Below are 23,428 nucleotides of genomic sequence, written 5' to 3' on the forward strand. Positions count from 1 at the left end.
ATACAAAAAAGACTTTAATACAATATCAAAGTCTTTTAATTAGTTTTGTTTTATGATAATGGATCTCCATTTACGTCTTTTATTACTCCGCATAATATTAATATAAATTCTATAAATGCCCATATCCCAGCAATTATCCATGTTATTCCCAATGTAAGAAATCCTAAAATGAATAACACTATATATATAATTCCTAAAACAGTATACCCTAAATAAAATCTATGTATACCTATAGTACCTAAAAAGAATGCAAACAATGCGGCTGCAACTTTTGATTTGGGATTCGAACTAGTTTGCGTTGTTTGTATTTCCCGTTCTCTTTTTAAAGAAACTCCACAACTTAAACATACTTCTGATTTAGGATTAGGAATTGAATTTCCACATTCAGGACAATATTTTTTTCCTTTACCTTTTTCTACGCCACATTTAACACAAATTACAGCTTTATCATTAAAATACATTTCTCCACATTCCCTGCAATACATTGTCTCTCCCCCTATTGCTATTTTATAACATAATTTTACATTAAATAACTTAAACAAGCAACTTTTCTTTTTGAATTTTGCTCTCGCGCATAATTTTAGCATGTAATTGTGATATTACTTGATCAAATTGAGCTAGATATATATTATGTTTAACTAAAACTTCTTGCAATTCATTAACAGCTAGCTCAAAACAATAATTTCTAACTTGAGGTTGTTTCTGTGCAACCTCTATGCTATTGTTTTCCATATTCTGTCCTCCTTACATTATATAATATTCGATTGATTCCTTATACTGTATCCCCCCATACAATAACAAAACTAGTTCCGAGATTATATTCAGTAGGTAAATCATCTGTCAAAGATGTGTCCACTTTTATTAATCTCAATGAGCCCAATTTTAAATAGCTATATTGCTCTAACAGATTTACTCCAGTAACTAAATTAATTCCTGAAACTAAGCCGTTATTACTAGAATCTAAAATGTCTAGCACCCAACAGCCGGATTCTGTATTATACCTAAGGAAAAAATTAAATCTTATTGAACCACTATCTACAGGTATTGTACTTGTAAAAGTTTGATTAGGATTTGATGTTACAGGTAATATATACAATTAAATTCCCTCCTTTTAATCAAGGAAACTAGCTAATGCGCTTGCCTCTTGCACCTTTTGCTCACCCTCATTTGTTAAATCTGTCTTTTGTGGTCTTTCTGAGATTTTAACTGTAGTAACAGTAGCAACTAACAATTCTTTTAGTGTCACATTTGCTTTTAATGCATATGCTGTCTCATTTGAATCAGATGCAGATAGAGATTCTATAAGCATATTTGTATAATTCCATAACTTTGTATAAACATTAATCATTATTCTATCAGATTGCAACTGCCTTAGTATTTTATAAGCATTTACTGATCTACTAGCTGAATCATTTGAAAAGCTTTGGAACCCTCCATATGTTACATCAATCATTACATCAGACATTCCAATTTCAAAACTCAATATATTAGGTTGCATAAATGCATGGTCTGCTACATTAGCTCCTGTTTGAACTGGATGTTCCGTTATAGATAATGTACTTTCATGGTCTATATTAAAATAAGCATCAAACAAATAATTTCCTTGCGCTGTTTCAAAATATGTCTTAAATATTTCCTGCGCCATTTTAATAACCTCCTTGTAAACTTCTTAATGTTATTCCATTAAGATTTTTATTTACAGTTTTTGCAGTTACATTAGCATCATTTCCACTATACACATAAATTTTGTTGTCATTTTTTATACTATTGTGTGAATTTTGTGTTGTAGTTGATGAATTAGATTCGTTTCTTATACTTGAAGTAGTATAATTTGAAACTTTATTATTCATATTAGTATTAGAAAAATTATTAACATTTGCATTTGCATTACTTAGTGCGTTCTTCAAATTATCATTTTTTGAAGGATCATTAAATACGGCTTTTATACTTCCTAGAGCACCTTGAACACCTTTTACAAATGAGCTATTCATTATTTCTTTTTTCAACTCTTTAAGATAAGCTATTAAATTCCTGACCTTTTCTTCTAGATAAGCTGCGCCTTTTCCTAATTTATCTAAAAATGTGCCTGTTACAGACTTTCCACCTTTGAAATAAGTCATAACATCATCTAAAAGTGCAAGTATTAATAATAAAGGAGATGTTAACAGTACAAGTATTGCTATAATCGATTTTATTGTCTTTTTAGTCGGCTCAGGAAGTTTGTCAAACTCTTCATTAATCTGGCCTATTAATTTTATAATTCCGAATATCGGTGAAGCTAATTTGAATAGTGCAACTCCTATTTTTAGTATTATAGCCACTATCTTTATTAAGACTCCTACTATTTCACCAATAACTTTACCCGCATTAGGAATATTTTTAATAATCCATTCATTAAAACTTCTTACAGTTTCTCTTAAATCATTCAATGGTCCTGCTGCATATTTAAGAATATAATTTCCTATCCATTGAAAAGCTAAACTTCCTAATTGTTTCAATCTAGAAAACTCCAAACCGATACCTTGAATGACTTTTAAATTATCGGTGTATTCTCTTGGTAATTTTAGTTCTTTAGAATCTTGCCTTAATTGGTTGAATTGCTTTAGCAAAGTAGGACTTAGCCATAGATCCTGCATAGATACACCTAATGTTTTCATTGCCATATCTACTTCTTTAGCATTCTCTTTTGTGGTCCATAGTTGCCGCGAAAGTTTCTCATTTTCTATATCTTGCTTTGCTAAATTTGAAATTCCCGAAACTAACTTTGCTATTCCTGCAACTACTCCAACAATAGCTGTACCAACTAGAGCGAACTTGGTAACTGCACTAAGAGAAAATTTCACTATATTAGCTGTACCTTCTTCTGCCAATTCTTTAGTTGCATTCTTTGCGTTTAAAACTTGTTCTACTAAATTTACATTCTGTAATTCATTTTTAGGGATAGTGGCCAGCCCTTTAGCTCCAGATTCTGAAGTATTTTGATTGGCTGTAGGTCCTTTAGTCTCTGCATTAGATGTTTTGATATTACTATTATCAGCTTTCTTCTTGATTTGCTCATTAAACTTAGAATACAATTTAACTAATACTAGAATGTCATTAATCATATTTTGAAAAGGAGTTCTTAACCCTGGTGTTAATTCACTAACGCCTCGGCTAAAAGTATTGAATAAAGAAAAAAGATCTCTCAGAGTTTCACTAGACTCCGAAAAACCTTTTTGGTTACTTTCATTAAATTTTTTAATATTTTGTTCTGCGTTATCCATAGATGAATTGGCTTTATTAAACGAATCTTCATCTACTTTAAACCCGATACCAACTAGATAACTTTTAATTAAATCAATAGTAGCCATCCTCTCTACACACCCCCTTCTTTCCTTGAAGCTTCATACGCTCTTCTTTTATTTTCTTCCGTCACTTCTAACAACTCATGAGCATCTAATAGATCATCTAAAGTGTATGTCCCATCCCACAATTCATGTTGTCGCCACATCCCCGCAATTACTGGTGCATATAAAAAAGCATCAATATTTTTTAATTCTGCTGGGATATATTCAATTTGGCTGTCAGAGATTTCAAGAGGCTTTCTGGAAAAAAATTTTTTAAGTTAAAGAATAAACTTTGAATTGTAAGATTCATTGTTAATCCAACGTTGTCTGATATGTTCAAAGCTTCAAATTCTCCATATTGATTTAAAATAAATGGCTTGCCACCTGGTAATATTTCTTGAACTACTTTTAATGCATTCTGCTGGATATATTTAAAGTCTTTTTCCGGTAAATCTGTTAATCCATCTATTAAATCTTCTAAATTCAAATCCTCTAAATTAATATCCAAAGTTTTTGTATTTATGTTTTTAAAAAGTGGCTTTAGTATTTTTAAAAGTTTTAGCAACATAAGTGATCCTGTCTGAGCATCCATTTTATTTAATAAAAACGTACGTCCATCTACATCAATTTGTTTTGTTTTTTCTGGAATATCCATTGATTAACGCTCCTTTCTTATTCTCTAGTTATCTCTGCAGCCATTAGATTCCATGTAACCATTTGCCCTTGCGCCTGGTATGGAATATCTGCTGGCTTTTCAGGTGATACTCCTGTACATGTTATAGTAAAATCTGAATTGTTATCTTTAATAGTGATTGCCATAGCTGCCCAATCAGCTGTTGTTGATCCTGAACCATTAATATAGTTATACCAAGATTTTTGTAACCATTGATGAATCTCTGATGTTTGTTGAACGTTAACCGCTACTGTTCCATTGTCGCCAGCAACTTTAGAGATCATTACTCTCCCATCTGCTGAAACATTATGTTCAGTCTTAGTAGTTGCTTGAGAAACTGCTATGCTACCAGTACCAGCTCCGGTAGTTGATTTAGAACCCACATTCTCATGAGAAAACGAACAAGTTACATCATTAAAACTGTAAACATCATACATTTGCTTATCTCCTTCCTACCTATTCACATATAAATTAATAGAGACATATTCAATTGCACCTGCTAGTTTAACTAATATATAAATTGGAGGTGCTTTTCTAGCCTCTCTATCTGCTTGAGTTTGATTTGCAATACTATCAGCGATTATCTTATAACCTCTAGGCAATTCATCACCTGTGTTTACTGTTAAAATGCTTGCTGCATTCCAAGTACCACCAGTTATAAAACCAGTTGTCCTTGATTTTTCTAATGCTGCAGTAAGATTATTTATTAGTAATGCAATTCCATCATCTGTTTGTGCTATTTTAGAATTTGATTGCAATGAATTTAAAGCTGCAGCTTGAATATTATTAGTAAGTACATCTAGTCCTAAAATTTCATCAAAAGGTGTACCATCTGCTGTAACTCCATTTTCAAACATATTATATACAGACCCTCTATTAACATAAACATTTCCATTATTATTTTTTATTATTGTTAATTGAGTAGCTGTAAGATCTTCTGTCGCAACTCCTGCTTCTTGCTTAAATTTCAATGTATAAGCCGAATTATTAGCCTGTGTATTAGCTGCCATAGCAAATCCCATAATAGCTGCTACTGCATCCTCTGTTTTAGTGGAATATTGTGATAACGTTCTATGGACATTATTCTTTTTTAATGTTTCTAAAATATTACCTTCTTCACCAGACAAAACATCTGTATCTGCTGTTGTTGCAAAATATGCACTTGCCGGATCACATGAATCAATATATTTTGATACTGCTTCAATTTCAGTTTTTGTTGCACTGCATACTGTACATGCATACCATTCACTATTAGCTTCTCTGCATGCCGTAACAGCTTGTACTGCTGTTTCACTATTAGCTGAATCCCACCTACCAACTACAACCTTAGTAGGCTTTGGAGTTTGTGAAAAATATATTTGTGCCGCCAAATATTCTGGATGGTCTTCTGTCCATTTATCTGCTGTCATATCAGCAAGTTTTGAATAACTTTTAACCCTTGTAGCTACATCAATAATTTCACTTTTACCTACTATTAACCCAAGGTTGAAACTAGTTCTAACTTTGCTAACAGGGCCAACACTCACATTTACATCTACAACTTCATTAAGTGGTAATGTTGCCATTCTATCATCTCCCTATCAATTTTTATCTATTGGAATATCAATTGTTTTCTTTTCTGTGGCTAATTTAATCTCTACAGACTTGATAAATGGTGTCTGTTGTTCTCTTATTACGCCTTCATTAAACATTGCTGAAAAATCCGACCTATCCCACCATTGGCCGTTGTAAAGTTCTGGCACCCTAACTGGCATTGGAATATCTGGTATTACAGCTAAATTATTTTCTCTGAATTTTTCTTTTAATAAATGAGGATCTAAAAGAGAATATCTTATCAAATCAGCATTATCATAAGAATTGGGACCATAAAGTGAAAAATCTATTTTATGAACCCTTGTATAACCTGTCTTCTTTGTTAAAAAATCATCATCTACACTGTTTGTGTCATAGATTATATTTAGCGTTCTTGCGACCTTATCATCAATTGGTGTTACGCGCAAAAAAATAACATCTTCATTAATTTTCCATGAAGGTGCTCCATTTTGTGGCCATGTTATTCTGACTTTGCTTTGATTTTCTTCTTTTGTCATATCTAATCCAATAATTTGGCAAGTTATGCTTTGAAAAAAATCTTCTATTTCTTTTAATTTTAAAATTCTTTCTGCCATTAATCGCTCGCCATCCTTTGACCTATAGCAAAATAATAGCCATAATCGCTATATTCATTTACCTGATATATTTTGTATGGCTCATTATGCCATACAATTTCATCTGAAATTCCAGCCTTTTCTGAATCGGTAGCATTTCTAGAATTATAAAGTGGTTGTGTGGTGTGAATCGCAATTTCGCCACCAATCCTATCGCCTTCTGGAATGAATTCAATTTGTTTAGCATTTGCGATGCTTATTATCCCTTGCATTTTTATTGTTTTAGGTTCATCCAACTGAAACCTTCCTGCAACGAATCTACCATTTTTTCTTATTACGGTAATTGTTTGTGAAAGTCTAGTATCCAGAATAACTGTCGATAAATCAATCACTATATATCACCATCCTTTATTACATAAGTAATAGCTTTTCTTAACTCTCCAGTATCAATTAAAGGCCTATCACTACCTTTTTTCTTTATTGTTCTTTCTGTATTTTCCTCCCAATCATTTCTTGGGTCAGTAAACCATGCTCTGGCTATATTTTGGCCTTGCATCCCTACTTGGTTTAATGCAGGGCTTATATCTTTACCTTCTAATGCATCTATTGCGGTATCTTTCATTAATTCTCCTATTTGTTCTTTATTAGCATCTATTGCTGGTGCTAGAACTGGTCTAGGCGGTGATTTCCATAGTGGTGATCCATTCTCATGAACATACAATTCGTGTGCTTTCGAATATGGCATAGTATTTAAATCATGTTGCATTTCTCTTATCATTTCTTTATCTCTCACACCATTAGTATGAATATATAAAAGTTGTGCATTAGTTATCTTGCTATCAGGATGTTCTGTGCTGTCTGGTATTCCAATGCATACAGTTTTTTTTGCTAAATCTTCAAGAGATTTTCTCATATCTTCTGTTAAATCTTTAGTTATAGTTACATTTGTGAAACCATTTAGCATTTAAATCCCTCCATTTTAATATATATACATGCCACCTTTACCTATTAGTCTGCCGATATTAGCTAACTGTTGACCATAGGTAGTTAGTTTCCATCCTGCCCATCCATCAATGCCAGTTGTTATTGTGGAATAATCTATACTTATAGAAACATCTCCTGCACTCATTGAGGTTTGTAATCCCTGTGCTTGCCCAGCTTTTAAAACTGCTGCTGCTCCACTGTTTGGGTCTGCCATCCCTTGTACATATAAAGTTAAAAAATGAGCAATAAACCATCCCATCGCAAGTTTCCATGTTTTATGCCATCTAGCTTCTTTAATACATGCATTTGCTAATTCCAAATACATTTCTTGAACTTCTACTGGCACAACATAATTATTATCTAAATCTTTCCCAAACTGAGGGTACATAACGTAAAAGTTATCTACTAACGTATAAGGCGGATTTGTTCCAGTTTTAATGTTACCCGCATTAGCTGCCAAATCTATCATAAATTCCACCAGCTTTCCAGTTTATTTAATATCGCCATTTTCAGCTCTAGTTCTTTTTTGTTTTGTATCAGCCACCGTAATATGCTTACCTTTTACTCCTAATTGATAATCTGGCGTTTTTAGCACCCAATCTGGAACATGTTTCATTTCATTGCGAGGAATTATAAATTCTTTTCCATCGTCACCTTTACACCTTATTTTTCTAGTTGAAAATATCAATGTTGACATTTCTTTATCCTCCTTAATTAAAAATTAAGCAATAAAAAAAGACTTCTAAAAATAAGTCCTTAATTATTGCTTATAATATTTATTTGAAGTATTTTTTCCTAAATACCATCTGCGTACTCAATGCATTGGTAATACAATGTCTTAACTTGGCCTAAATTTGCTACATAACCAGTAAGATAAGCCATGTCATTTACTGAAGGCTGAGTCATAGCTCTTGTTAATGGTACTGGAATATCCATAAGAATACGACTTTCATCATTTACATATGCAACCATTCTATCAGTATTACTTAATCCTGCTCCAATGCACCATCTACTTGGCTGAATATCTAGGTCTAATCCTTGATTCTTAGCTAAGTTATTTTCTAATAAGTAAGTTAAAATTGAAACATTACCTGCAGAACTAACAACATGATTTACTAAGTAATTATATTGTTCTGGGGGTACTAAAATATGTGTAGCCATACCAGTAAGATCATACTCTGAATTCTTCCAAGTTGTATTAATTAAAATATTAATATCCTCTTGAATTTCTTGTGCCGTTTTATTTGCCCATTTAGTAGATGTTCCAGCTCCATTGTTTGCAACCGTTGAAGTTGTAACATCAGGATTATTAACCAAGCCATAAACATTTAATTCTGGCACACCTTTATAACAAATATAATCTAATGCTTTATTATAGTTTAGCTTTATTCCTGTATCTAAAATAGCATCTAAGCTTCTTCCTATTCCTTGCATTTTTTGTTGATCTATAAATGGAACTTTAAGAATATTGCTCCATGCAAATGTCTTAAAAATATCCTTGCTTGTATCTGCTTGTACTACTGGAATATCATTAGATTGTCCCCTAATTATTCCATTGTTGTTTCCACCAGATGTAGCATAATTAGCAAATAGATGAGATGTTGTCTCTACCCATCCTCCACCTACTCTAATCGGCATATCTCTTGCAAATGTAACACTTGCTAGTGGTTCATTAAGTTTAGGATCTTTCTTTTCTAATTCCCCTTCTAAGTATGCCATACCACTTCCGATTGAAGCGGCATCCATTACTGTTGCTGCATATCCTCCTAAAGGTAATTGTTGACCATAAGTTTGTCCAGCATAATTAAAATTATAATCCATTTACTTTTCCCTCCTTCTACGGATTTACTCTGGTAAGTATTGTTACTTCTGCAACCTTATTACTGTCTATCTTACCAGTTTTCCATCTTAAATTAGTAATTTCTACTGTGTTTGTACTATCTGCTGCTGCTTCAAATTGTCCAACAACTCCATTTGGAATAGTTCCATTTGCAGAAATTCTGATATATACTTTCCCACCTGCTGTTGGTGTACCATTATTGCATTTTACTGCTATAGTACCTCTTTCCATGACATCCATAGTTTCTCCTGGAATATAATTACCTGCACCAGTATAGTAATCTGTTGCTTGTTTAATTTCTCTTAAAGCTATACCTGCAAAATTTGCAGCTGTTCCTTCAGAACCAAATCTTGAATAAGTATTATCGGCATTTAATATTACTGGTTCTCCAAATGCCACTGGATCCTCTGTTTCCTTATCATTTGTTATAATAGATTTTAAAGTTCTTGGAGTTATAATTGTATCAATTGATCTAGTAAAACTTCCTGGGTATCCATAATTCATTTCAATTCCTATTGCACTTCCTGGCATATTACTTCACTCCTTTATTTTTATTTCTTACTGATTTATAAGAATTTTCAATATTTTCATATCTTTTTTCTGGAGAATCTGTTGCTTTTTGAGCTTTTGATTTTGAATTGATTTTTTGAGCATTTAATATTTTTTGATAGCCATTATCCTTTGTTTTAGTCTTATTTGCTTTCTTAAATTCAACCATTAAGCTATCGCAAGCTTTTTTTCTTTCCTTTGGGTCTTTTATTGCAGCAATAACTGGCTTCATTGCTTTTAAGGCTTTTATCATAGCTATGCTGTCAGCATTTGCTATAGGATTCTTTGGTCTATCAGATGGATCAGTTACTTCACCTTCAACTAAATCTTCATCTTGCATTTCCTCTACTGGAACTGTTACAGATTCTTCTTGGTCTCCTGCATTACCTTCAACCTCTTGGCCTCCTAATTCTTCAATCATTTGGTCAATTGCATCTTCTGGTTTTTCATCTTTGGAGCCTTGCATCATTTCCATACACTTTTGAACAACTCCTGCTAATTGGTCTACTTTTTCACTTAAAGCAGCTATTCCTTGATCCTCTTTTGCTTGTTCTGCTGGTGTTTCTGCCTCTGCATCTTTTGCTTTTTCTACTGGTGCATCCTCTCTTTCCTCTGCTAATGCATCAACAGCTTCAGCGATTTCATGTGGTTCTGCATCTTGTACATAACTTTTAAGACCCATTCCAACAAGTACATTAGAAATTGGCCCATTGAATCTTTTAGGAAATTTTATTTTACTCATCTTTTTCTTTTCTCCTTCCATATTTGAAATTTTAGTTGTTGAATTATCCTTAACAGCTACTCTAGAACCTGCTCTACCATTTTCTACAATGGCAACATGATTACCTCGTATCTGCCTTTGAATGAAATTCCCATTTCCATCTTCTTCGTATATGCAATCATATCCGCAAGATATTTCTTTTTTTCTTCCGCTCTCAATTTCATCTATTAATTGCGGATCCTTGATAATCAAATCACCTAATAATAAGTCCGATTCATTATCTTTTCCTTGTCTAACATTAATAACTGTGCCTTTTTCATAGATACCATTGTTACGAGCATCTAATAAAACAGGTGGATGATTGTTTGTTGCAGATTTACCATTAAAACTGGCAATACTTGCAATGTTAAATACCTCTTCTGGAGGTCTAAACACATTTACTATATCGTTACTACCCTCAATACCTAATTCGCTTGCTAAATACTCATAAGTTCCAGTTCTAGCAAGTGGACAATTTTTAATAATTAAGTATCCCTCTGGTGTTTTAATTCTATTTTGAGAAATTTTATCACCATAAAAAGCTAACATTCTATTCTCACCTCCCTTCAAGTAATTTGGGGTATAAAAATAAGCCCTATTATTAAGGCTTTAATCCTCTTTTTATTTTATTCCGCTTCCTGTTTTAGGTGGTTTTGGTGCTTCATAAAGCGGTTCTTTCATCTTATTAGGTTGATATCCTCCCTTTAGTCTTTGTGGCCTTGGATAATTAGGCAATGGATTGTGCCCTATTTTATTGATTCGTTTGAACTGTCTTTCATTTAATCCAGAGCATCTTCCAATATAAAAGCTTAAAATAACAACTATAAAGTAAACCAATGTATCCATTTCTTACCTTCTTAAAGTTATTAGTTTATTAACACATAAACCAAGCGAGATATTGGATCACCTCCCTTGTTTGAAAAATTTCACAAATGAATTCTGAAAGTTCTTTTTTAGAGATTCTTCAATTTCATCAGCGTCTATACTTAAGTAAGTCATATTGCTTAATACTCTATTCTTTTCAGTTTCAAGCTGTGCTAATTCCAGATACCAATCTTTCGGTATTCCCTTCTTAGCTTCTCTATATCTATCCATAGCTTTTATAATTTCATCTATACGTTGCTCTATCCATGCAAAGTGAGGTTTTATACCTAATAGTGGTTTAGGCGTTTGCACTCCTTCACATTTACAACTTTTTATATAGTCATTCATTTCATGTTTTAGAATAAAACTGTTTAAATCATCAACTGAAAGAATGTCTTTTTCAGATTTAACTTCAAAACTTTTATATATTTCAAATAACGTATACTCTATTATAAAAGTATTCTCTTTTCCCGTTCCTCCTGCCACTGGATAACAACTTTTAGGTCGTATTATTACATATCTGAAGATTTCATCATTTATCATTTTCGTTCATCTCCTTTAATTTAGCCTTTATATCGGTTGGTTCAACTTCTCCAACTCTTTGATGACTTATTGTTATACTTTCAACTCTTGGGTTGTTTAAGAGTTTTTCCAATAAAACTGTATGGTCCTCATAAATCCGAATTGATTCAACTTTAGGCATTGGAATGTCTCTTTTCTTATTTGGTAACTTGCTATCAATATTAAAGTATCCTTTTGGTTTATACTCTTTAAACAACTTATCAACTTTTCTTTCTTTTTTTAGTAGTTCTTGCAATCTTTCTCCCCAGTCTTTCATTACCTCTTCCCCTTTCTGCTCTTCTATATAAACTAATCTCTTTTCCAACTATTTTTGCACTTTGTATAAACATTGTATATCTCTATATCTGTTAAATCCTCAAAGGCATCATAGCTCCATTGCCATTCTCCATCTCTATTAAAGCTTCCTCGGTAAATTAATTCTGGAATATTATCATTAGGTTTCATTCCTTTAGCCATAGATATTAAATCTATTCTATCTAAAGTTATTTTGCTTTTCCAATCATAATTTTCTTCCACAATCTCGCTCCTTCAATTTCGCACTAAATTATTATTTAGCGAAATAATTATTCATATTTCATTGATTTTTAATGTATTTCCCCGTGTTTTTAAGCGCTTTTATACATTTATGCAATAATTAATGAATATTTATGTTATTTATTCCTGCATATTATTCATTTTCTTTATCTCCATCAGAATTAGTTTTATTTTTTCTTATATTTTCTAAGTGGCTTTCTAAATGATTTAATGAATATTTTACAGCTTGTAAATTATCATATTCATTAGCAGTCATATTTCTATTTTCAAGTTCGCCTTGCATCTTTTTTAATTGCTTTATAGCGGTTATTAAATCAATCTTATCTTCCATAATATCAATCCCTTTCTTACATTATACTCTCGAATTGTTTTCTACTCATTCTAATTATTTGACCATTGTAGTAAACTTTGTGGGGCCATGATATAAAATCTAATTTAATTATTGGTTCTGGATAACATCTGCAATTATATATATTACCTGCATGATAATAGCCTACATTCTTTTCTCCCTCTAACGCCTCTGGACTTGGTGGATTGCTCCAAAATACAATAACATCATCCATATTCTTATGGGACTCTCTAACTCTTATATCTTCACTAGTTCTCCATATATAAGCTTTAATTCCTAAGTTATCACATCTAGCTTTAGTTAACGCTGTACTTGCTTTACTTGTTTCAGTACGGGCAATTAAATCCACTTTATTCTTAAGCATATTAGGATAAATACTGTGTAGCTCTTCCGCAATGTCAGAACTTCTTCTACCTTCTAAACTCCTTTTAGTAATATACTCTGTTAGTTCTTCAGAAACTTTTCCAGGAACCCTTGTTATCAATTCAGCGTTCTTTTCAATTTGATCTCTTATGGATATACCTATTGGTGTTGTCTCCATTTCATGCCTTAAAGCTTCATATATCTGTCTGCCTTGTCCATTAACATTAGCTGCTGTTCTCCATGTCTTACCTGAGTCTGAAAAAACACTTGTAACCATTTTTCTAGCTGCAGCATAAGCGTATTGTTGAAATTCTTTTGACTTCATATACTTTTTAAGAGCTCTCAATATATCAGCTAAATCATTTTTACTTTTCAGCTCTTTTCCAAGTTTTCTCATTAAAATCCTAAGGCTTCTTTGATAAGTTAACTCTATCCTTCTTTTTGGCATCCATAAGTCCTTAGCGGTGTCCTTCTTAGGTATCATATCTACCACCCACGATTTTTCTTTAAATTATTTAATATTCTTAGATGGTCCTTTTCATCTTCTAATATCTCTTTGAATTTTGCTACCGCTTCCCAATCGCCTTGCTTAATGCTTCTTTCTATTTCTAACTCGTAAGTATTAATTGCCATTTGTTCGGATTCTATTTCAATTTCTAAATTATCTGGATCAGCATCCATTGAATATATACTTTTATCGTTATTGTATGGAATGAATCCATTGTTTGATGGAGGTAAATCACCTATATTAATATCATCAGTAGCATTGTCTATATCCTCATCCGTTATATTGGTGAACATTCCAGTAGTGTTACCCAACTGTCTTAATTCTTTTAATCCAACCTTTCGAGATATTAGTCCGGCGTTATACACATTTATAATTGACGATGACTTCTTATCAACTATTTCAGCGAGCTTATCTTCACTTGGAGTTTCTATTGGGTTAAATGAATAATCTAAATCCTCCGGAACTGCTCCAAATTCACTAACATACATTATCGGTAGTAGTTTATCTAACGCTGGTTCTAACTGTGCAGTCTGTTTTTGCTCTATTGTGTTATAATAATTATCTTTGTCACCATCGCCAGTAGCGTTCATTCCCTGTGGGCTTCTTCCAAATATCTTTGTTACTGGCATTTCAGCCGCACCAGCAATATCCAACATGAAACTTTCATATATATCATTTAATCCTGAAAATGAATATTGATGCGTTTGAAAATCATCTTCTTTATTCAATAAATACATTCCCATATTATTCATAAGCCAGTTTTGAGCTTGAATGGTGTTATATAAATCTTTCTGACCATCTTCATTACCTATAGCAAGTAATTCTCCTAAATCGCCCATTTTAAGCACTCTTAAATTAGCAAGGAATACTAACTGAGCGATATTAAAACTTGTATTATCTCTTTTCTTCAATTCATCAAATAAAAGCTCAACTTCACTTATTCCCCAATGTTGTTCTGTGTATCTTTCTATAGTGGTTAAATCTCTCCCTGTGAACCTTAGAATTCTACTATGATGGACTTTTACACTAAACTCATCTGTAGCCCACTCATAATACTCAGGCAACCCAAAATCAGGATTAGTTACATCAGTTATCATATCTGCTCCTGGAGTTATTCCTGTCCATCTATCACTTGGAATAAGACCTTTGAAACTATTTGGCATTATTGAATCATAATCCAAAGGCTGATCTAGCATATTTTCATGCCCTTCGATAATTATTACTGCCGCCGCGCCACCATAAAGCCTTGACCATTTTAAACATTGTAAAATATCCCTTTTGACTCTTGTTCTGCGTTGTAGTCTTTCAAATCTTTCTATATCATCAGGATCCATTTGTGTATTAATGTCTATCCAATTTTTAACCATATCTTCCGCAGGACAATCTATTATTTTTCTTATTATCCAATGTGATCTATATAAACTATTAAGCAATTGAAAGTTTTGAGTAAGCCTTGTCATTGGATAATCTGTACTCTCAATAAGGTTTGGTGTTCCTGCTCCTAATCTGGCTAAAACATTTTGAAACGCATCCATTATTGCAGTTTTTTTGGCTTTATTGCTGTTTTGAATTATCTTTCCATCCTTTGTGTATTGTTTATTATAGTTCCTATTCCTTTTAGTCTTCTTCACTCAATTACCTCCTTTCTAATGCATAATAAAAAGGACACCCAATATTGAGCATCCTTTAACCTTCTTTAATTAATTGTAAATATTTATCTAATGTTGGCCTTGATATGTTGCATATCTTAGCATAGTCTGTTTTACTTATTGTTCCATTTCTATATAAATCATACATATCAACAACCTTTTGTGGTATATCCTTAATAGTTAATGTTGGCCTTCCTACTATTTTCCCTTTGGCTCTAGCATTAGCAACTCCAGATTTAACTCTTTGACTTATCATGTTTCTTTCCAGTTCACTAAACACGCCCATCATCTTTAGCATTCCTTCTGTCATTGGGTCTAAATCTTTTGTGCAATCTACTACAAATGTTCCTAAAACCAGCTTAATATGTTTGTTTTTAGCAAACTCTATAATCTCACATAGCTGTTTAGTTGATCTAGTTATTCTGCTAACCTCTGTAGAAACTATTGTGTCACCTTCTTTGACTTTGTCTAGCAGCCTTTGTAATTCTATTCTATTTAATTTTGTACCACTTTCATACTCTTTGTAGATATTATTCTTATCTGTAACTCCTAATGCCTTTAAATCCCTTTCTTGGCGCGTAATATCTTGTTTGCTCTCATTGGTACTACATCTACAATATCCATATATCATAAATCACAACCCCTTTATAGATTATGATTTTATTATACTTGTAAAATAAACCATTGTAAATATAATTATCGGATTTTAAAACACAAACAAACTATTCTTAAGGCATTATTGTTTAAGATGTAAGCGTAAATATTATCATGTGTTTTTCTTTACAATTTATCTTGCTAATCTTCTAGGCTTAATTATTGTCTTAATGAAGTACCTTGCAGCATCCAAAGCATGGTCCATTTCTTTTACTGGTTTTTCTATTCCGTTTAAAGCCGCTTTCTCATCCCACACATATCCCGCAATTTCTTCAAGGAAATGAGGACAATTCTTTTTATGGACCTTAAACTTTCTATTTCCTATAAATGTTGCCATCATTCTTATGCCTTCTAAAACATCATTATCAGCATCCTTTATCCTTAACCCTCTATTTCTAATTGTTGTTTTCATACTTCCTGCTGATGGATCTATTATTATTGCTCTTGGGTAGTCATCGCCCACAAAATTCACTAAGTCATTTACATATTGAGTTATTTCTTTTTGGCCTTTTTTCTTACTATCATGATAGTATTCATTTAATATCCATATAATATCACCGTCATCCCAAATATCTAAGAATACTGTTGGGTTAGTATTACCGTAATCAATAGCAATATATCTTTGCGCTCTATCTTTAAAATATTGTGGTAATTCTTCATCAGTGAATGTGTTTAAGTCTTTATCCCACATATCATAAATTGCACCTTCGGCTATTACCCATTTGCCTTCTATCATCCTTAAATACCAGAATCCAGTATAAGCATTTCTAATAAATGTTTTATATTCTTCATCTAAGTTTGGATTATCATCCAACATAAAATGATAATTTTTAACCATTCCTGTTTCTAGTTTTCCTTTATCATCTATGTACTCTTTATATAGATAGTGATAAGGGCTATCTGGGTTAGTTGTGCCATATAACTTAGCACCTTTTATCGAAAGTCTGTTTAAAAGCTGTTTAAAGAATTTCTCTGGCATCAATGTCAATTCATCGCAATATGCGCCTGCCAAAGTTTTACCTCTAAGATATTTTTCTGACCCTTCATCTTTAGCGCCAATAACTTTTATATTTCTATCAAATATTCTCAAGTCTCCTGTTTGTCTATTATACGAATAGTCATCTTCATCTAATGTATCAAACATATCTCTAAGAACATTATCATATATAGTGTCCTTTGACACTCCTGTCATTACTAATAATCCTTTAGGCCCATCTGCTATATATCTAAACCATTTGAGCATCATGGCAATAGTTTTGCCGCTTCTTACACTACCTTCAAGAATGTTAATACGTGCATCTTTTTCTATTGGTGTGTTTATAAAGTTCCATGCTTTTAAACCAAATTGTCCAAAATCCATTATTCAACTACCGGACCTTTATTGAATACTTCCAATAATTTATCCATATTTCCTTTTTGTTTTTCTGATGATGCACCATTAACATTAAGTTTTGTGATCTCGGCCTTTAGCTTTTCGATTTCAAGTTTCCTTTTCTCTAAATCCAGTTTTTCTTTTTCTAGCTGAATTTCTTCTTTGGGTATTTCTTTTAAAATATTATAAACAGAATCTAACGCTTTACTCTTGTCATATAACTTGATGGAAACCCCATACTTTCCTTGCTTTACCTCACTTATCAAACTACCATCTATTTCATCGCTTGGCTTTACAAGTACAGTGTTATATTTAAAATCCTCGCCTTTTACATCTATTTCTAAAAAATTATTAATATTCGCGAAGGCTATTGCTTCTTGTTGCCTGTATATATCTATAGTTTCCGTAAATATTTCTTTACCTATTAATCCCCGTAACCTTTTTAGTTCATTTTTAATGTTAAGTTTTGATAAGTTCTGAGCTCCTATAATTCGTGCAGTATCTTTACTATATCCTGCCTTAATTGCTGCTATAGTTGCATTATGATCTTGAATATAATATAAACAAAAAAGCCTTTGCTTCTCAGTTAATTCCTCATTACTCATGATCTCTTCAACTTCATCTGCAATAGGCTCTTTACCACTCTTCTTTTTAGCTTTTTTATTGGTATTTTTATTTGTTGTACAACATTTATTTTTTTGTTGTACAACATTAGAATTGTTATCCCATTTATCTCTTTGCTTCCATACCGCAATCTTCTTTTCGTCTTCATTCAGTATGTTTGCAATCTCTCTATTTGTTATATTGCCTTTATGTTCCTTATATATTTCAAAAGCTTCATCCCTAGCTGGGCTTCTTTGTCTAGCCATATCTCACTTTCACCACCTCCAGTATGTTTATTTAATCTTTTCTATCTACCTTCATTTTTGATTGCTGCTTCTATCTCATCTTTATTGTCTTTTCCCCACTTTAAACTTTTATCTAATTGTTTTAAATCGTCCTCAGTTATATATCGAGCTAATTGAGGGGTATATAAAACGCCTCTAAAAACTTTTAATCCACATTGATGGCATAATCTTATCTTTTCTCGATTGTCTTCATTTTTAGGCAGTTCAGTAAAGCCAAATAAAAGTGATACCCTATTTCCACAACTTGAACATTTCATAATTACTCTTCCTCTCTATCCTTACAAATAAATTCAATAACTAACATTACAAGTAACATATAAATACTCCAAAGTATTCTGTCTTTGTAACTATACAGCATAGATAGTATAAGTGCTATTAATTGAGCCCATTCACATATCTCATTTCTAACCTTCTTATTCATATAGCTCTCACCTTTTCTTTTCATCATTTTTAAAACAATCTTTTATGCTATCTGTTTCTTTTATCTTCTCTATATCTTTGCTGCCACAATAAGCACATGATAAGTATTTTCCTTCTTCTTTGGCTTTTCTAATATCTTCACTTAATAAAATCATTTCTCTTCTACATTTTTTTCTTTTGCATTTATACATTTTATAAATACTTTCCATCTACTTATTGGCTCCTTTCTGTTTTATTGAATTAAAAATTAAGTCAGTAGATACTATATATTAAGGCCATGGAGGGATCCACTTCCTTTCATAATATATTTTTTGTTTCTACTGACTTATAAGCATAATAAAATACCTCATATCGTCTACTAATCTCTCAGGTATAAACCTAAGACTTCAACTCTACAAGGTATTTTTATGTTATAAAAGGGTATATTGAGAATTTATGAGAGGTTACACGGTCTTGCCTGTCCATAACCTTAATCCAATAACTGCGTTTAGGGGTACGCTTTGCTGGATTTATTTAAACTATGCATTTATTTTCATTTACTAGCCTCCTGGGTGTATCCCAAGCGACAGCTCCTGATACTTTTCTATTTAATACTATGTCTCCATTAGGTAATGTTTTATATACGGACCTATTCTTTAATATAAATGATCTATCACTAATATATCTATTAGCCTCATAATTAGTTGCTTTAATTTCTTCTTTTCTTTGGAGAACAGCAATTTCATGTTTGTGCTTTAAATTTCCAAAATTTCTTTGAATACACTTTCTTACCGCTTCAACTTCTGAAGAAAGTTTTTTAGCTATCTCCACTGCATTATATCCACTAACATAAAATGCTTTTATCTTTTCTTTATCAAGCAACTAAATCACCTCATTTTAGATATAGTCCACCCATACCATTTAGCTGGACATTTTTTATCTTTATATTTATTATATTCTTCCATTTATTCTTTGCCTAGATGACATTTTGGGGACATTAAGGGGACATTTTCAATTCCTTTTCTAAACGTTTGACATGCCTTTCAGATATACCTATCATTTTAGCTGTCTTTTTTTGCGTATATCCTTTTACAAACCTTAAATACTTTATTTTATCTTTAGTTCTATTAAGCTTATTTACATATGCTATGTCTTTCTCTTCGTCTGATATAGATAAATCTAATTCTTTCTTGATATTCTCCATGTTCATAGCTTCACCTACTTATCAACTTTTTTAAAATCCATTCCAGATGATATAACAGAATTCTTCCAGCAGCTCCAACACCCATTCATACAATTCGCATTATTTTCCGGCATATTATATGAATGCGGACAATCTAATTTTAGTACTGCTATATTAAGAAAATCATCTTCTGTATTATCCACAACAAGTCTCTTTATCTCTTTTATTTTCTTTACTGATTCTTTTTCTTCAAAATTTGCGCATATTCTTTTATCTAAATATATATAAGTCATAGTACAAGCTTCATCTTCATTGCTTTTACAATCAGTCATATTGCACTTAAATATTGTCGCTCTCCTCATAGCTTCACCTACTTAACTAATTTTAAAATTTCTGCTATTTCTCCAAGCATCATATAAAACTGCCTTATTTGATTTTTTCTAAAATTCTCTAAATCGCTCTCATTTTTAATTAATTCATCTCCAACTTTTACTGCACAATCTGCAACTTCATATTCCCCATACTCACCTTCAAATTTTCCAGAAATCATTTTTAGCTTTGTCTGCTTAAATACTTCCTGTTCATCTACATTAATAGATTTAACATCATGTGGAATTATAATTTCTTTCTTTTCCTCTTCCTGATATTTAACTTCTACCTTCTTTTCTTCTTTGGGTTTACAATTCTTACTTCTTGTAAATTCCCCTTTCCACTGATAATAATAAATATCTGCTGATTTTTCTGTTACAGAAAATTTTTCACGAATATCTGCTAATAGCTCTTGCTTTTCTTTTCCCATATTTTCAGTTAAGTATTTCTTTATTTCATCTAATTTACTCATTAATACTTGCCTCCTGTAATATCATCTTTAGCCTTGCCCCAAACCATTCTAGCTGTAATATAAGAGTTATCTATCATTTTTAATATTTGTGCTACTCTATCCTTTAATGCTGGATTTTTAGCTATGCCTCTGCTTTCCCCAGTTCTTATATCAAAAAGTATTGTGCTCCATCTGTCATATTGCCTAAGAGCTTTTTTATGAAGTGTATAAGCTTTTGAATAATCATTGTCTTTTAATATATCTATTTCATCCATAAGATTATTGAAATTATTAAGGTCCTCAGTTGTTATGAATTTGCTGTTTAATTCATTCATAAGATCCCTCCACTTCTTCAAAGAATCTTTTTAAATCATATCTCCACCTAGTCCTGTTTTTAGTTCCTAATACATCAATTCCATTCTCTTCACACCACGTAAAAGGAAATGACTTTCTATCTGATGTTTCCATATACCCTTTAATTTTCTTTGCTTCAATAGCAAATGTCTTTTCCATATCCCTAAAGTTAAATAAGAAATATGTTTTAATCTTTGGATGATCTATTTCAGACATTTGTTTTATTTGGTTTTCTCTTATACAATCAAATGAAATACGTATACCTGCATGAGATTTTAACTCTAGCAATATTAAGTTTTCTATAGTCATTATCATAAAATCACATATGTTCTTAGCTTGAAATCTTACATTTTCATTTCTAGATCCACTAAAATTTGCAGTCCCATCTTTAAATCTATATATAAAGCAATCTTCTGGAACTGATCTTTTAATATCTTCTTCAAATAATTTACCAGGATTCTTCTTTACCATATTGTCCTCCTTTTATTTGTAATTGATTGTCATATGCAATTGTTGTTTATTATTGCTATATTGAAGAAAATTAAGTATAGCTTTTTCTCTTTTCTTACTGTAATACCTATATTTCGGATACCATTCAAAGAAGTCTTTATCGTGCTTACTTGCATTGCAACTTCTACAAGCTGGTATAATATTATTGGAGCTATATTCTCCACCTTTGGTTATTGGAATGAAGTGTTCCTGTTCTAAATGCAGTTCCTTGCCGCAATAAGCACATCTATTATTAAAGTAGTTTTTAATGTTTATCCATTGTTCTTCATTAAGTGTTGAAGGTAGTTGCTTCTTTTTAGCAACTCTGCGTTGATTTTTAATTCTAGTTTTTTCTGGATTATTTCTTGCCCATTTTCTAGAACATCTAGCCACTTTTTTCAGGTTGTTTTGTCTCCATTTTTTCATTAATTCGGATTCTTTTTCTTTATTTTCTTTGTAATATTGCTTTCTATGGTTAGCATAATATTCTTTGTTTTCTTCATAATATTTTTTATGACGTTCAGTTAATTTTTCTTTATTGTTCTTGTAATATTCCTTATTATTTTCTCTGTATTTCTCTTTATTCTCTTCGTAATACTTCTTCACACTTACTTTGCATGGATTTCTATATCCATCTTTAGCCTTTTTATCTTTATAAAACATTTCAAGGGATAGTTCTTGTCCACATTTATTGCAAATTTTCTTTTCCATTTTAAATCACCTTGTTCAATTCTATTATCATATGATTTTCACTAATATATGAGAATGAAATCTTAATACAGTGATATGATAACATCCTCATATTTAGTTTTTAATTCTTATTTTTGCACCATCCATAATCCTTTGTCGGTATACTAAAGCCTACTATTACTATTTTAGGTTCTCCCTCTTTTATGCATGCATAATCTCCTTCTCCAATATAAACACATTCGTCGCAATTATTACATGTCTCCATTTCTGAGCCACTCTCCTTCATATTAATTTCTAACTGTTCTGCCTGTATTTCTCCCTTACAGAGTTTTCTCCAATTACTCTTGTTAGTTTTAAGATATCTCATAAGATTACCTTCTTTAAAAACTCTAAGTACTTTTCTATATAGTTAATAACGTTCTTTATTACCATGTTTATAGTTCCATCACCATTTGGTACTATTTCAAATTTGCTAGAATCATGATAAGTATCTTCATCAATGTATAAATCTATCTGCTTATCTATATTAAGCCTTGTCCTCTTTAGTTTCTTTTCTACCCAAGTCTTGTCTACTAACACCTCATTGTTTAATCCTTGTTGTTTTATATAGCTTGAAAAGTCTTCTCCCATTTGTGGATCTTCTAAAAACAGAATTGTTGAAAATTCATCTATATTTATAACATCATCTTCTTTTAACTTAGTTTTTATAGTGCTTCTAATCTCTTCGGCTTTTACTGCATCATCAGTAATATTTCTTCTGGTCCAGTTCTCAGCCGCCTTTACAAAAGTTTTAGTCATATCTCTTTCATTAGTTACTATGCTTGCACCTAAAAATGTATTTATAAAGTAATTGGCCCCATATTCATCCTCTTTACTGATTTTTTGTTTGTCTAAAACCATTAAATTGTATCTTTCATCTTCTCTAATTGGTTTAATGAATGCAGCCTTTTGTATTTTTTGTCCTCTGCCCGGAAGTCCTGCTGCTTGTGGTACAATTCCAACTCCTACTTTTTTATCTATGAATTGGACTTCATGAGTAAAGTTCTTAATATAATCTAATTTAAGTATTGCAACCATAGGACCTTGATCTGTAGTTATTGATGCAACTATTAAATCAGCACTTGGAATATTTACATTGCCTAACATTATCATGAATAATTGCTTAGCTAACTCTTTGGATAAATTTATTAAATCTTTATCTATTCCATTTAAATAATCTTGCGTTACCTCCTTAACTATGCTTCTTTCTTGATTGAACTTTGCATATCTAAGTTCTTCGTCTTTTAAACACTTTTCAATATGCTTGTTTAAAAACATATACGTCTCTTCGTCTAATTCCAAACTATATTCATTTAATATTGCTTCCTCTCCATTGCTATCTAGCACATGAATTACAGCTTCATTAATATTAATTTCATTAACATACTCCAT

The 23,428-nt window shown here is 31.7% G+C and carries 39 protein-coding genes; all 39 read right to left on the reverse strand.

Annotated features, from left to right (window positions below):
• Positions 1-50: 50 nt before the first annotated feature.
• Positions 51-485, reverse strand: a complete 435-nt coding sequence (locus ACJDTP_RS21360; RefSeq protein WP_479723089.1) for a TM2 domain-containing protein — start codon at positions 483-485, stop codon at positions 51-53.
• Positions 486-534: 49 nt separating this feature from the next.
• Positions 535-732: a hypothetical protein gene (locus ACJDTP_RS21365; protein WP_406762396.1), complete on the reverse strand. Its 198-nt coding sequence runs from the start codon at positions 730-732 to the stop codon at positions 535-537.
• A 40-nt stretch (positions 733-772) separates the two neighbouring features.
• On the reverse strand, positions 773-1,096 hold the full coding sequence (locus ACJDTP_RS21370; RefSeq protein ID WP_406762397.1) for a phage baseplate plug family protein: 324 nt from the start codon (positions 1,094-1,096) through the stop codon (positions 773-775).
• A gap of 15 nt (positions 1,097-1,111) precedes the next feature.
• Positions 1,112-1,645: a phage baseplate protein gene (locus ACJDTP_RS21375; RefSeq protein ID WP_406762398.1), complete on the reverse strand. Its 534-nt coding sequence runs from the start codon at positions 1,643-1,645 to the stop codon at positions 1,112-1,114.
• 1 nt (position 1,646) lies between these two features.
• The gene (locus tag ACJDTP_RS21380) at positions 1,647-3,350 is read right to left on the reverse strand and encodes a hypothetical protein (protein ID WP_406762399.1); all 1,704 of its coding nucleotides are present in this window, start codon (positions 3,348-3,350) and stop codon (positions 1,647-1,649) included.
• 5 nt (positions 3,351-3,355) lie between these two features.
• Positions 3,356-3,490 carry a DUF6889 family protein gene (locus ACJDTP_RS21385; RefSeq protein ID WP_406762400.1) on the reverse strand — a complete coding sequence of 45 codons (135 nt, stop codon included), beginning with the start codon at positions 3,488-3,490 and terminating at the stop codon, positions 3,356-3,358.
• Between the two features lie 41 nt (positions 3,491-3,531).
• Positions 3,532-3,981 (reverse strand): phage tail assembly chaperone, encoded by a 450-nt coding sequence (locus ACJDTP_RS21390; RefSeq protein ID WP_406762401.1) that lies wholly within the window; start codon positions 3,979-3,981, stop codon positions 3,532-3,534.
• 17 nt (positions 3,982-3,998) lie between these two features.
• Complete coding sequence (locus ACJDTP_RS21395; protein WP_406762402.1) at positions 3,999-4,436, reverse strand: tail tube family protein; 438 nt, start codon at positions 4,434-4,436, stop codon at positions 3,999-4,001.
• 15 nt (positions 4,437-4,451) lie between these two features.
• Positions 4,452-5,564: a DUF3383 family protein gene (locus ACJDTP_RS21400; protein WP_406762403.1), complete on the reverse strand. Its 1,113-nt coding sequence runs from the start codon at positions 5,562-5,564 to the stop codon at positions 4,452-4,454.
• A gap of 15 nt (positions 5,565-5,579) precedes the next feature.
• Positions 5,580-6,167, reverse strand: coding sequence for a phage neck terminator protein (locus ACJDTP_RS21405; protein ID WP_406762404.1), 588 nt, complete (start codon positions 6,165-6,167; stop codon positions 5,580-5,582).
• Complete coding sequence (locus tag ACJDTP_RS21410) at positions 6,167-6,538, reverse strand: hypothetical protein (protein ID WP_406762405.1); 372 nt, start codon at positions 6,536-6,538, stop codon at positions 6,167-6,169. The genes ACJDTP_RS21405 and ACJDTP_RS21410 overlap by 1 nt, the downstream gene beginning before the upstream one ends.
• The gene (locus tag ACJDTP_RS21415) at positions 6,538-7,110 is read right to left on the reverse strand and encodes a phage virion morphogenesis protein (protein ID WP_406762406.1); all 573 of its coding nucleotides are present in this window, start codon (positions 7,108-7,110) and stop codon (positions 6,538-6,540) included. Before ACJDTP_RS21415 ends, ACJDTP_RS21410 begins: the two co-directional genes overlap by 1 nt.
• A 15-nt stretch (positions 7,111-7,125) precedes the next feature.
• Positions 7,126-7,599: a DUF4054 domain-containing protein gene (locus tag ACJDTP_RS21420; RefSeq protein WP_406762407.1), complete on the reverse strand. Its 474-nt coding sequence runs from the start codon at positions 7,597-7,599 to the stop codon at positions 7,126-7,128.
• Positions 7,600-7,620: 21 nt separating this feature from the next.
• On the reverse strand, positions 7,621-7,827 hold the full coding sequence (locus tag ACJDTP_RS21425) for a hypothetical protein (protein WP_406762408.1): 207 nt from the start codon (positions 7,825-7,827) through the stop codon (positions 7,621-7,623).
• A 98-nt stretch (positions 7,828-7,925) separates the two neighbouring features.
• Positions 7,926-8,951 carry a DUF2184 domain-containing protein gene (locus tag ACJDTP_RS21430; RefSeq protein WP_406762409.1) on the reverse strand — a complete coding sequence of 342 codons (1,026 nt, stop codon included), beginning with the start codon at positions 8,949-8,951 and terminating at the stop codon, positions 7,926-7,928.
• A gap of 16 nt (positions 8,952-8,967) precedes the next feature.
• Positions 8,968-9,501 carry a structural cement protein Gp24 gene (locus tag ACJDTP_RS21435; protein ID WP_406762410.1) on the reverse strand — a complete coding sequence of 178 codons (534 nt, stop codon included), beginning with the start codon at positions 9,499-9,501 and terminating at the stop codon, positions 8,968-8,970.
• A 1-nt stretch (position 9,502) separates the two neighbouring features.
• Positions 9,503-10,828 carry a DUF2213 domain-containing protein gene (locus ACJDTP_RS21440; protein WP_406762411.1) on the reverse strand — a complete coding sequence of 442 codons (1,326 nt, stop codon included), beginning with the start codon at positions 10,826-10,828 and terminating at the stop codon, positions 9,503-9,505.
• 72 nt (positions 10,829-10,900) lie between these two features.
• Positions 10,901-11,125, reverse strand: a complete 225-nt coding sequence (locus tag ACJDTP_RS21445) for a hypothetical protein (RefSeq protein WP_406762412.1) — start codon at positions 11,123-11,125, stop codon at positions 10,901-10,903.
• Positions 11,126-11,182: 57 nt separating this feature from the next.
• The gene (locus ACJDTP_RS21450; protein ID WP_406762413.1) at positions 11,183-11,686 is read right to left on the reverse strand and encodes a hypothetical protein; all 504 of its coding nucleotides are present in this window, start codon (positions 11,684-11,686) and stop codon (positions 11,183-11,185) included.
• Positions 11,676-11,981, reverse strand: coding sequence for a hypothetical protein (locus tag ACJDTP_RS21455; protein WP_406762414.1), 306 nt, complete (start codon positions 11,979-11,981; stop codon positions 11,676-11,678). The genes ACJDTP_RS21450 and ACJDTP_RS21455 overlap by 11 nt, the downstream gene beginning before the upstream one ends.
• Positions 11,982-12,013: 32 nt before the next feature.
• A complete protein-coding gene (locus ACJDTP_RS21460; protein ID WP_406762415.1) occupies positions 12,014-12,241 on the reverse strand; it encodes a hypothetical protein in 228 nt (75 codons plus the stop codon).
• A 151-nt stretch (positions 12,242-12,392) separates the two neighbouring features.
• Positions 12,393-12,590 carry a hypothetical protein gene (locus ACJDTP_RS21465; protein ID WP_406762416.1) on the reverse strand — a complete coding sequence of 66 codons (198 nt, stop codon included), beginning with the start codon at positions 12,588-12,590 and terminating at the stop codon, positions 12,393-12,395.
• 16 nt (positions 12,591-12,606) lie between these two features.
• Entirely contained in the window at positions 12,607-13,455 is an 849-nt protein-coding gene (locus tag ACJDTP_RS21470; RefSeq protein WP_406762417.1) for a phage minor head protein, read from the reverse strand.
• A 2-nt stretch (positions 13,456-13,457) separates the two neighbouring features.
• Entirely contained in the window at positions 13,458-15,110 is a 1,653-nt protein-coding gene (locus ACJDTP_RS21475; RefSeq protein WP_406762418.1) for an anti-CBASS protein Acb1 family protein, read from the reverse strand.
• A 55-nt stretch (positions 15,111-15,165) separates the two neighbouring features.
• A complete protein-coding gene (locus ACJDTP_RS21480) occupies positions 15,166-15,759 on the reverse strand; it encodes a recombinase family protein (protein ID WP_406762419.1) in 594 nt (197 codons plus the stop codon).
• Positions 15,760-15,915: 156 nt separating this feature from the next.
• A complete protein-coding gene (locus tag ACJDTP_RS21485; RefSeq protein WP_406762420.1) occupies positions 15,916-17,142 on the reverse strand; it encodes a PBSX family phage terminase large subunit in 1,227 nt (408 codons plus the stop codon).
• Positions 17,142-18,023 (reverse strand): terminase small subunit, encoded by an 882-nt coding sequence (locus ACJDTP_RS21490; RefSeq protein WP_406762421.1) that lies wholly within the window; start codon positions 18,021-18,023, stop codon positions 17,142-17,144. Before ACJDTP_RS21490 ends, ACJDTP_RS21485 begins: the two co-directional genes overlap by 1 nt.
• A gap of 41 nt (positions 18,024-18,064) precedes the next feature.
• Positions 18,065-18,319, reverse strand: coding sequence for a hypothetical protein (locus ACJDTP_RS21495; protein WP_406762422.1), 255 nt, complete (start codon positions 18,317-18,319; stop codon positions 18,065-18,067).
• A 2-nt stretch (positions 18,320-18,321) separates the two neighbouring features.
• Positions 18,322-18,483 carry a hypothetical protein gene (locus ACJDTP_RS21500; RefSeq protein ID WP_406762423.1) on the reverse strand — a complete coding sequence of 54 codons (162 nt, stop codon included), beginning with the start codon at positions 18,481-18,483 and terminating at the stop codon, positions 18,322-18,324.
• Positions 18,484-18,490: 7 nt separating this feature from the next.
• Positions 18,491-18,691, reverse strand: a complete 201-nt coding sequence (locus ACJDTP_RS21505) for a hypothetical protein (RefSeq protein WP_406762424.1) — start codon at positions 18,689-18,691, stop codon at positions 18,491-18,493.
• A gap of 304 nt (positions 18,692-18,995) precedes the next feature.
• Positions 18,996-19,343, reverse strand: a complete 348-nt coding sequence (locus tag ACJDTP_RS21510) for a DNA-binding response regulator (protein ID WP_406762425.1) — start codon at positions 19,341-19,343, stop codon at positions 18,996-18,998.
• A gap of 115 nt (positions 19,344-19,458) precedes the next feature.
• The gene (locus ACJDTP_RS21515) at positions 19,459-19,665 is read right to left on the reverse strand and encodes a sigma factor-like helix-turn-helix DNA-binding protein (protein WP_406762426.1); all 207 of its coding nucleotides are present in this window, start codon (positions 19,663-19,665) and stop codon (positions 19,459-19,461) included.
• A 14-nt stretch (positions 19,666-19,679) separates the two neighbouring features.
• A complete protein-coding gene (locus ACJDTP_RS21520; protein ID WP_406762427.1) occupies positions 19,680-20,006 on the reverse strand; it encodes a hypothetical protein in 327 nt (108 codons plus the stop codon).
• An 8-nt stretch (positions 20,007-20,014) separates the two neighbouring features.
• Positions 20,015-20,485 (reverse strand): hypothetical protein, encoded by a 471-nt coding sequence (locus ACJDTP_RS21525; protein ID WP_406762428.1) that lies wholly within the window; start codon positions 20,483-20,485, stop codon positions 20,015-20,017.
• Complete coding sequence (locus tag ACJDTP_RS21530; protein ID WP_406762429.1) at positions 20,485-20,799, reverse strand: hypothetical protein; 315 nt, start codon at positions 20,797-20,799, stop codon at positions 20,485-20,487. Before ACJDTP_RS21530 ends, ACJDTP_RS21525 begins: the two co-directional genes overlap by 1 nt.
• Positions 20,792-21,289 (reverse strand): Holliday junction resolvase RecU, encoded by a 498-nt coding sequence (locus tag ACJDTP_RS21535; protein WP_406762430.1) that lies wholly within the window; start codon positions 21,287-21,289, stop codon positions 20,792-20,794. The genes ACJDTP_RS21530 and ACJDTP_RS21535 overlap by 8 nt, the downstream gene beginning before the upstream one ends.
• Before the next feature lie 12 nt (positions 21,290-21,301).
• On the reverse strand, positions 21,302-22,018 hold the full coding sequence (locus ACJDTP_RS21540; protein WP_406762431.1) for an HNH endonuclease: 717 nt from the start codon (positions 22,016-22,018) through the stop codon (positions 21,302-21,304).
• Positions 22,019-22,118: 100 nt separating this feature from the next.
• Positions 22,119-22,364, reverse strand: coding sequence for a hypothetical protein (locus tag ACJDTP_RS21545; RefSeq protein ID WP_406762432.1), 246 nt, complete (start codon positions 22,362-22,364; stop codon positions 22,119-22,121).
• Entirely contained in the window at positions 22,361-23,428 is a 1,068-nt protein-coding gene (locus ACJDTP_RS21550; RefSeq protein ID WP_406762433.1) for a nucleoid-associated protein, read from the reverse strand. Before ACJDTP_RS21550 ends, ACJDTP_RS21545 begins: the two co-directional genes overlap by 4 nt.

Origin of the sequence: Candidatus Clostridium helianthi, assembly GCF_045310795.1 — a bacterium.
GTDB lineage: Bacteria > Bacillota > Clostridia > Clostridiales > Clostridiaceae > Clostridium > Clostridium helianthi.